Source organism: Staphylococcus pasteuri, assembly GCF_003970495.1.
Classification (GTDB): domain Bacteria; phylum Bacillota; class Bacilli; order Staphylococcales; family Staphylococcaceae; genus Staphylococcus; species Staphylococcus pasteuri.
The window spans coordinates 1-9,236 of record NZ_RXWW01000072.1; the positions used below are offsets into that span (position 1 = coordinate 1).

Consider the following 9,236-nt stretch of genomic DNA (forward strand, 5'->3'; position numbering starts at 1 on the left):
AGATAAATCTGTGAGAATTTCTAAGGTCTTCAACTAGTACTGTTCCCTCAGGAGTCTTGCCATAAATACTACGTATTTGTACATAATTTTATATTAAAATACTAAAAAATAATGAAAAGGATAATTTCTATATTACTTCAATAGAAATTATCTTTTTTCACTTGTCTAAGAACTTTATCTTTCGGTTACTCTTTTTCTTCGTCTTAATTAAAATAAGTTATATTTTGCCATGCTATCTACAGCTTCTAGTACTGCATCTTCTTGTGAACCAATCGGACGCCAACCAAGAATAGATTTAGCTTGTTCATTACTTATATTTCTATTCATATTTAATAGTAATTTACCCTCTTTGGCTTCTTTATTGAAATAAGCACCAATATTAATTGCAAAGTTAGGTAACGTTTTAGTTGATACCTTTTCTGAAAGTTCAGGACGTTTATTTTTCACTAATTTAGCTATTTCTGCTAAGGTAATTTGACCATCTGCAGAAGCAATAAATCGTTTACCATTAGCATCGTCTGATTTCATTGCTAGAACGTGTAAACGAGCAACGTCTCTGACATCAACTACATTTAAAGGTACATTTGGCACACGTTTCATTGATCCATTCATAATGTTTTTAATCATATCAAAGCTACCAGATACATGAGAATCCATAGATTTTCCTAACACAGCAACTGGATTAATCGTCGCAAATTCAATTTGGTTGTCTTTATTATTAACAAAATCCCAAGCTGCTTTTTCAGCTAATAGTTTTGATTTTTCATAAGCAGAAAGACCTGGTTCATCTTGATTTGTCCAATTTTTTTCAGTTGTAATAGTTGATTTATCTTTATTACTGAATCCTACTGCACCAAAGTTAGATGTCATAACTACTTTTTTAACATTTTCTTTTTCAGCTGCTCTTAAGATACGTTGAATACCTTCTATCGCTGGTCGAATGACTTCACTTTCATCTTCAGGAATTTCGAAAAATACTGGAGAAGCTACACTTAATACATATTTACATCCGCGCATTACTTCATTCCAATGTTCATCTTTAGAAAGATCTGCTTCAACAAATTCTAATTTATCAGTATTGATATGGTTATTTTGCAATGTTTTGATTACTTGTTGTTTTTTATCTAATTTACGTACAGTTGTACGTACTTCATAGCCGTCTTTTAATAATTCAGAAATGATACGCATACCTAAAAATCCAGTACCGCCTGTTACTAATACTTTATCATTCATAATTTAACCTCCTCAGGTTATCCAATTGAGATTTTATTATAACAGTTTAAAAATCTATCAACTAACTAATTATATGTTAAATACCTAAATATCAATATTTTTATTTTTTCTCATCATCTAAACTTATACTTCATACCAAAAAATGGTATCTTTAAGAAATAAAGGTGATGGAACTAATGTTTAAAAGGAGGTTAAGTATGTATGTTCTTAGCTTGGAATGAAATTAAAAGAAATAAACTCAAATTCAGCTTAATTATCGGAATTCTAGTACTCATAAGTTATTTATTATTTTTACTATCTGGCTTAGCTAACGGTTTAATTAAGATGAATACAGAAGGCATTGAAAAGTGGCATGCAAATGCCATTATTTTGAACAAAGATGCTAATCAAACTGTTGAACAATCAGTATTTGATCGTTCTAAAATAAGTAATGAATTTAATGAAGCAACACCTTTAAAACAACAAGGTGTTATTGTTTCAAATGATAATAAAGAAGAAAATGCTTTACTCTTTGGTGTCACTTCAGATTCATTTTTAATACCCAAATTAGTTGATGGTAATAAAGTTAATAAAACAAATGAGGTAATCATAGATCAAACGCTTAAAGATAAAGGTTTTAAAATTGGTGATACATTGTCATTATCCCAATCAGATGAAAAATTAAAAGTTGTTGGTGTCTCAGAAAGTGCGAAATATAATGCATCTCCTGTTATTTTTTCCAACAACAAAACTATAGAAAAGATTAATCCAGCTTTATCTAAAAATCAAACAAATGCCGTTGTAGTTAAAGATAAAAATTGGAAAAATCATAAGTTAGATAGTGAACTTGAAGGGGTTTCAATTGATCAATTTATTGAAAATCTACCGGGTTATAAAGCTCAAAATATGACACTTAATTTTATGATTTCTTTCTTATTTGTGATTTCAGCAACTGTGATTGGCGTCTTTTTATATGTTATGACGCTTCAAAAAACGCAGTTATTTGGCGTATTAAAAGCACAAGGGTTTACGAATGGATATTTGGCAAAGATGGTGCTTGCTCAAACATTTATATTATCACTCATTGGTACTGCAATTGGACTCGTACTCACACTATTAACGAGTACTATTTTACCAGATGCTGTTCCTATACAATTTAATATGGGTACGTTATTAATTTTTGGCTTAGTACTTATCATTATTTCATTATTAGGAAGTCTATTTTCAGTATTATCTATTAGAAAAATCGACCCACTAAAAGCAATTGGATAGAAAGGAGTGTGTGCTATGTTAGAGTTCAAAGGCGTTACAAAGTCCTTCAAAGATGGTAATCATATTATTGAAGCAGTTAAACCGACTGATTTGAAATTTAACCAAGGTGAATTAATCGCAATTGTTGGGCCATCTGGTTCTGGTAAGAGTACATTTTTAACTATGGCTGGCGCGTTACAAACACCAACATCTGGTGAGATATGGATTAACGATGACAATATTACTAAATTAAACCAAAAAGCTTTGGCACGAATCAGAATTAAAGAAATTGGATTTATTTTACAATCGACTAATTTAGTACCTTTTTTAACAGTTAAACAACAATTTCAGTTATTAAAAAAATATAAAAGAGACACACTTAATAAAGAAGAATACCAAACATTGTTGGAACAATTGGGATTAGTTGAAATAGAAAATCAATTGCCGAGCGAAATATCAGGTGGACAAAAACAACGTGTTGCTATAGCTAAAGCGATATTTACAGACCCATCACTCATTTTAGCTGATGAGCCAACCGCTTCACTCGATACAGATAACGCTATGGCCGTCATGAAAATATTAGAAAACCAAACAAAACAACGAAACAAAACATGTATCATCGTTACACACGACGAACGTCTCACACAATTTTGCGATAAAGTTTATCATATGAAAGACGGCGTGTTAAAAGAGCAATGATTTAAAATCACATTTTTTATAACGTAATAGTTAGAGTTAGTTAATGATTTAATACTTTTTTATTTTTGTAGTTACATTATCACCCATCATTAAAGAAGTTGTTCTCGTCTTTAAAGTGAGAACAACTTCTTTTTGTTTATTAATTTGTTTCGTAAAGAATTTTTGATTTTAATAAAAATAGTTGTAACAAAACTATTTATTTTATTTTTTATATAGGATATATTAATAGTATACATAAAATGAGGTGAATTAATGAATAATTATCAATTTGAAAGACAAACAAATCGAGTAGCCGAAATGGTATTGGGTATTATGGGAAGTATTTTTGGTATGCTTGGTGGACTATTTGCAATAATGGTTGGTAGTATTGGCAATGAATTTGAAGCATCTGATAGTGGTCAAGTTTATGGTTTAGGCGTAGCTGTCATACTCACTTGTATCATTACATTAATCTTAAGCTGTATCATCAATAAGAAAAGAGTATTAATGGGTGTTCTTTTAATTATTGGTGGAATTTTAAATTTTGTTTTCATCAGCTTCTTTGGTATCTTATCAGGTATTTTAATTTTAGTTGCTGGTATTTTAGCATTAATAAGAAAGTAATATTTTTAACCTTCATTCAGTATTGGATGAAGGTTATTTTTATTTAATGTCATTTGTCATCAATATCATTGAGGAGAAATTTTTATTTTTTGATATAACCGCCTCTCCATAACTCATTTTATAAATAAAATCAATAATTTTGTGATATTATTTTTATAATAAGTGATATAGTAAGGGGTGGTCATGTGAGAAGAGATGAATTGAAACCTTTTCGGAATAAATCAGTAGTTGTTACTGGTAGGCTTGAATATATTGGATATAAAAATAAATTAGATCGTGATTTACCATATAAACGAAATGTACGAATTTTACTCAAAGATGTTCAAATTAATGGCATTTCAATAGATCATTTATGGCTTTTCGAACGTCAAAAGTATTTTAAAATTGGTTTTTCACTTCTTTATAAAAGAGTAAAATTCAGAGCTATGGTTGTGCCTTATTTAAAACTTGGTAAACGATTTTATATAGAAGATTATGGAATTCAAAGAAAAAGTACGCTCATGACAGAAGAAGAATACAATGAAAATAAACCATTCAAAAGATAATCGATATTACATAAACGATGCGCATGCTATCATGGTACATAACGTACACTCTGATACATGCGCATGTTGTTATTACTTCATATTCAACCCACGATAGCGGTTTAATGTCCCTATGAGTTCTTGTTTACGTGGTAGTGCTAAATTACCTGGATGGCCTTGATGATGTGATATTGTTTCTAGTCCCTTATGTTCAATAAGTTGATATACATCATCAACGATATCATTGATTGTCTTGTCGTTACCTAACTCGTGTTGTTGGATATAATCGATCATCATCGCGAGTGTGTTAGTCTGACTATCATCTACTAATTGTTCTAAGCCATTAATATCAATCGTTTCTTTTCCATACATGACTGCATGTTGTCCTTTAGCTTTAAGTCGACTATCTTTTCCCTTTTTATTAAAACTATTTTTAAGAGGGATACGAGACGGAATTTCACCAAATGTCTTATGAGAAGTATCTTCACGTTCATATCCTGCTGTTTGTGCAATTTCTTTAGCTTCTTTAGTCACATCTTTTAGCACATATTCATCCATCATTAATACTTGATCAGCGACTTCAAAGTAATCACCAGAACCACCTACGATTAAAATAGTCGAAACATCATAATCATCATACAGAGGTTTCACTCGATTTGAAAATGGGGTAATCGGTTCTTTCTCAGGTGCAATTAACTTCTGCATACGGCCATCGCGAATCATAAAATTCGTTGCCGATGTATCTTCATCAATTAATAATACTTTAGTACGTGCTTCTAATGCTTCCATCACATTGGTCGCCTGTGACGTACTACCACTTGCATTATCAGTTGAGAATTGACTTGTATCTTTTTTACCTGGTAAGTGATCAATAAATGGTTGAATATTCACTTTTTCTACACTTCTACCGTCTTCTGCACGTATTTTCATCGCACTATTATTTGTAATTACATACTCACGACCATCGCCATTGATATGATCATAAACACCTCGTTCGAGTGCTTGTAATAAGGTAGACTTACCATGGTAGCCACCACCAACGATTAATGTAATACCTTTTGTAATTCCCATACCTACAACAGGCTTACCGTATGGCACGTTCATTGTTATTTCACATGATTTTGGACTGGTAAATGCAATAGCTTCAGTCATCGGCCAATCTGACACGCCACTTTTCCTAGGTAATATGGAACCATTAGCTACAAATGCGATTAAGTTTTGTTGATTTAGTTGCTCTCTAATATACGTTTGATTTAGTTTTAACTCAATTTGACGTTTTAATGCTTGTTGATCCATTTGTTGATATTTGAGCGCTTGATTAACTACTTGTGGTAACACTTGAGTTATTGTTGATGCTGCAGCTTTCCCTAAAATTTTGCGACCTGCAGCAGGAAGACCTACCTCTAGACGTACCTCTATGACATCATCATTAATAACTACAGATGTGCGTTGAAGCATCTCTTGACCACAACGATCGATAAAGATTTTATGTTGTCCTTTTGCTTTTGATAATATGCTTTTTAATTTTCGAGCTACATTTCTTGTTAAAAAGTCAGCAACTGCAATACGTTTATCTTTTGTATCTAAAAAGTCAGCGGGTATGCCAACTACTTTTCTATCTATAATTAGTCTCATTTTTGAGGGCGATGCAAAAGGATCTACTTGGACATGGTCGATGGCTAATCGAAAGTCATCAAATTGATACATCCCTTTTGTACGTTTATAAGCACCATATTTTTGTCCATCTAGTTGAGTTAACATCTTTTTTAATTCTTGTGCTTGTTTCATTAATTATTCTCCTTAAGAACATGACATCTATCTGTACACATTACCCGTTAAGCATTTTCAATTAAACGTTCAATCATCAATATAAAAAGCCATTTTTAGCATAATATTAAACAGTGGAATATACAAAATAGCCCCCAACACCATTGTTTATAATAAAGGTATCGGACGCTATTCGAGTGGTTTGTTTAATTTTTCGTTGGTTGATATTCAATAGAATCTGTAAAATATATATTATTTTTCTTACCTTCTTCAAAAGTATATTCTATTGACTGATCTCCTATAGAAACTCCGCTTAATTCCCCTGTACCTTTCATAGTAAATTTAGGTGCTTTTTTTGTTGGTACTTTATATATTTCTCTAATTTTTTTCACATTAAAATCGCTATTTGATAGTTGGTACTTTGCTGAATAACTAGGAACCTCTGGATTATATTCAATATTACCATTTTTATATTTCTTTAAATCTTTAAAGTTTGCATATTGAGCAAAAAAATTGAAAGTCTTAATCTTATTTTTTAATTTTTTATCTTTAATATCTTTTGTTATATGGATATGTTTGTTTTTTAACTCAACTGGATATTTTGCTCTTTTCTCACCTAAATCATATTTACTATTATCATTACTAAACTTATTGATAAAATAATAGCCTTTAGCTGTTTTTGTATTTCTATTAAATTTCAACAACATGCCTTCTGAAACTAATTCATCTTCATCGTTTGTTGTCGCCATAGCAGATCTTAATATCCACTCACCTTTATCATCTTTATCAAACTCTTCATCTCGATATCCTTCTTTGTCATATAAGTCTTCTAAATTTTTGATTGGATACATCTTTAATGTTTTTGCAAAACTATCTTTGATTTCATTTTCTTTTTTGAGTTTCCATGAATAATAAATCCCAACTATAATGAGTACAATTGCTAAAGGTATGATAATAACTAACAACCATTTTTTCGATATATTCATATCTTCACCTATCTTATCTTTGTATTAGTAATATCATTATGAAAATAAATGACCAAATCGACATCAGTAATGGTCTTATAGATATGAGTCTCCATCGTCCTTTTATTATTCTTAAAATAATATCTATAATTATGTAAATAACAAATATTGCGATAAAAATAAAGAGTATGATAATGTTGTCAAATGCAAAATCTTCTTTATATTGTGATGAAGCTTTAATAGACATCGTTATCATAAAGATAAATGACATCACTAATGATATTATTCCTTTATATTTAGCTATTTCTAAATTAATTTTCATACTTTCAATTTTGTCATATTTCTGTTGTGTAATCATTTTATCTGAGGACTTAGTTAACTCTTGAATTTTAATTTTTAAGGGTCTAGACCATAATCCCCTTACTCCCATAATTCCATACAACAACACACCTATATTTAATATAAGCATCAAGTTTTCAAACTGGTTTGCACTTTCTTCTTTTATAAGAATCACAGGAATTAAATATAAAATAAGAGCTATAATATAGGTCATTGTTGGCAATACTTTAAGTCCGCCTGAATGCATTACAGATGTAAAATGCACTAAATAAAATAAGCCAAATACAATGATAACAAGTAAAATATCCATCGGGTTTATTCTTCCTCCATTTGATAAAATATCAGCCAATAGATTTAATTAGAATTATTAACTGCAGTATATACTCTTCCATATAATAAATAGTATTGAGAAACTAAAAAGTTACAAGTAAAAATCAAGATAATAGATACAATAAATACAAAATGAGAATCAGCAATATTAGGAACTATTATATATTCAATGATTTTTTGAACGTATATTAATGATGCAATAACCTTAGTGTTAGAATGACTATAACCTTATCTACTTTTAACCAATTTGGATAAAAGCTCATCAAAATTAGACTTAGAATATGGAGTGTACTGCATACAAATAAAGTAATGAACCCAACATACCAATACTTATCTAAATAATAATGATGTTCAGCTGCTACAAAAAAATATAAATTATAAACTGTTATATAAGTAAAATAGCAAGTTAAAATATTAACTATTAAATATCTTCTTGCTTGTTTTGTAGGATTAGTTATTTTACTTTCGAACATTTGTAATAATCCTAATATATTGATTACAAGCCCAATTGCTGTCGTAATCAATAAATATTTAGGGGTATTTTCAAATGTAAGATCATAATGATATTGAATAGCTGACGCTAATATAAACAATATTGATAACACGTTCATTACTTGTATAGATGGCTTTCTCAACTGTTTTAATGATTCTTCCAATTTTAATTTAACTCCATTTCAACTATATTTGGCATTATTAATAAGCCTGAGCCATTAATTATCGTGTTTATCTCTTTTTTTATCTTTACTTATTTTATTAACATCGGTTAACACTCTTCCATATAATAAATAGTATTGACTCACTAGTAAATTACTAACAAAAATCATAAACATACTTAATATGATTAAAAAATGTGATTCTGCAACATTAGGAATCATTATGTATTCTATAATCTTTTGAACATAAAAAGTACATGCTATTATTTTTAATATTATAATCCACATTGTTTTATCGCCTTTGAACCAATGATTAGTATTGCCCATTAACAAAAGACTACATATATGTGCACAACTGCATATAAAAAGAAAAACAAAACCAACAATCCAAAATCTAGTTAAATCATATTTATTTTCTTCAGCCATAAAAAAATAAAGATTATAAAATGATAAGTACGTAAAATAACTAGTCAAAATCCCTACTATTAAATATCTTTTTGCTTTCTTTAAAGGATTAGCAGTATTTTTTTCAAATAACTGTAAAAGCCCTAATAGTATGACTATTATTTCAATTAAAGTCGTAATAATTAAGTATATTGGGGTAGTTTCCATAGTCAAACTATAAAAATATTGTGTTGTTGATAATAAAATCATTAATAATGAAATAAAATTCATTACCTGAATAGTAGGTTTACGTAATTGTTTTAGACTTTCTTCCATCTTACCTTCTCCTCTAAAGAATAAATTCTTTTATTTGCCACTTACTTATTTAAATTTGAAATATACTATTTCAACTCTTTTCAAATCAATTATTTAATAATTGTAATTCTCATTAATTTTATCATATTTATAAAAATAGATACTAAACAATATTTAGTTGTTTAGTCTCAAAT

The 9,236-nt window shown here is 29.3% G+C and carries 9 protein-coding genes and 1 pseudogene; 4 read left to right on the forward strand and 6 right to left on the reverse strand.

Features of this window, described 5'->3' with window-relative positions; genetic code table 11:
- Positions 1 to 207: 207 nt before the first annotated feature.
- Positions 208 to 1,233 carry an SDR family oxidoreductase gene (locus CD121_RS10155; protein WP_070452879.1) on the reverse strand — a complete coding sequence of 342 codons (1,026 nt, stop codon included), beginning with the start codon at positions 1,231 to 1,233 and terminating at the stop codon, positions 208 to 210.
- 201 nt (positions 1,234 to 1,434) lie between these two features.
- Here CD121_RS10155 and CD121_RS10160 point away from each other — a divergent pair, with 201 nt between their 5' ends.
- The 4 genes from CD121_RS10160 to CD121_RS10175 all read left to right on the forward strand — a co-directional run bounded on the left by CD121_RS10160 (position 1,435) and on the right by CD121_RS10175 (position 4,310).
- Positions 1,435 to 2,484, forward strand: a complete 1,050-nt coding sequence (locus CD121_RS10160; protein ID WP_070452876.1) for an ABC transporter permease — start codon at positions 1,435 to 1,437, stop codon at positions 2,482 to 2,484.
- 15 nt (positions 2,485 to 2,499) lie between these two features.
- Complete coding sequence (locus CD121_RS10165) at positions 2,500 to 3,162, forward strand: ABC transporter ATP-binding protein (RefSeq protein ID WP_126568151.1); 663 nt, start codon at positions 2,500 to 2,502, stop codon at positions 3,160 to 3,162.
- Positions 3,163 to 3,414: 252 nt separating this feature from the next.
- Positions 3,415 to 3,765 (forward strand): DUF4064 domain-containing protein, encoded by a 351-nt coding sequence (locus tag CD121_RS10170; RefSeq protein WP_046467206.1) that lies wholly within the window; start codon positions 3,415 to 3,417, stop codon positions 3,763 to 3,765.
- 185 nt (positions 3,766 to 3,950) lie between these two features.
- Positions 3,951 to 4,310, forward strand: a complete 360-nt coding sequence (locus CD121_RS10175; protein WP_070452870.1) for a hypothetical protein — start codon at positions 3,951 to 3,953, stop codon at positions 4,308 to 4,310.
- A gap of 72 nt (positions 4,311 to 4,382) precedes the next feature.
- Here the strand turns inward: CD121_RS10175 and CD121_RS10180 are convergent, their stop codons facing one another.
- From CD121_RS10180 to CD121_RS10200, 5 genes and pseudogenes are all read right to left on the reverse strand, one after another.
- On the reverse strand, positions 4,383 to 6,077 hold the full coding sequence (locus CD121_RS10180) for an ABC-ATPase domain-containing protein (protein WP_126568153.1): 1,695 nt from the start codon (positions 6,075 to 6,077) through the stop codon (positions 4,383 to 4,385).
- 185 nt (positions 6,078 to 6,262) lie between these two features.
- On the reverse strand, positions 6,263 to 7,042 hold the full coding sequence (locus CD121_RS10185) for a tandem-type lipoprotein (protein ID WP_126568156.1): 780 nt from the start codon (positions 7,040 to 7,042) through the stop codon (positions 6,263 to 6,265).
- A 13-nt stretch (positions 7,043 to 7,055) separates the two neighbouring features.
- Positions 7,056 to 7,670, reverse strand: a complete 615-nt coding sequence (locus tag CD121_RS10190; protein WP_070452861.1) for a DUF5080 family protein — start codon at positions 7,668 to 7,670, stop codon at positions 7,056 to 7,058.
- 44 nt (positions 7,671 to 7,714) lie between these two features.
- Positions 7,715 to 8,346, reverse strand: a pseudogene (locus CD121_RS10195) (DUF5079 family protein).
- Between the two features lie 54 nt (positions 8,347 to 8,400).
- Positions 8,401 to 9,063, reverse strand: a complete 663-nt coding sequence (locus CD121_RS10200; RefSeq protein WP_126568158.1) for a DUF5079 family protein — start codon at positions 9,061 to 9,063, stop codon at positions 8,401 to 8,403.
- Between the last annotated feature and the right edge of the window lie 173 nt (positions 9,064 to 9,236).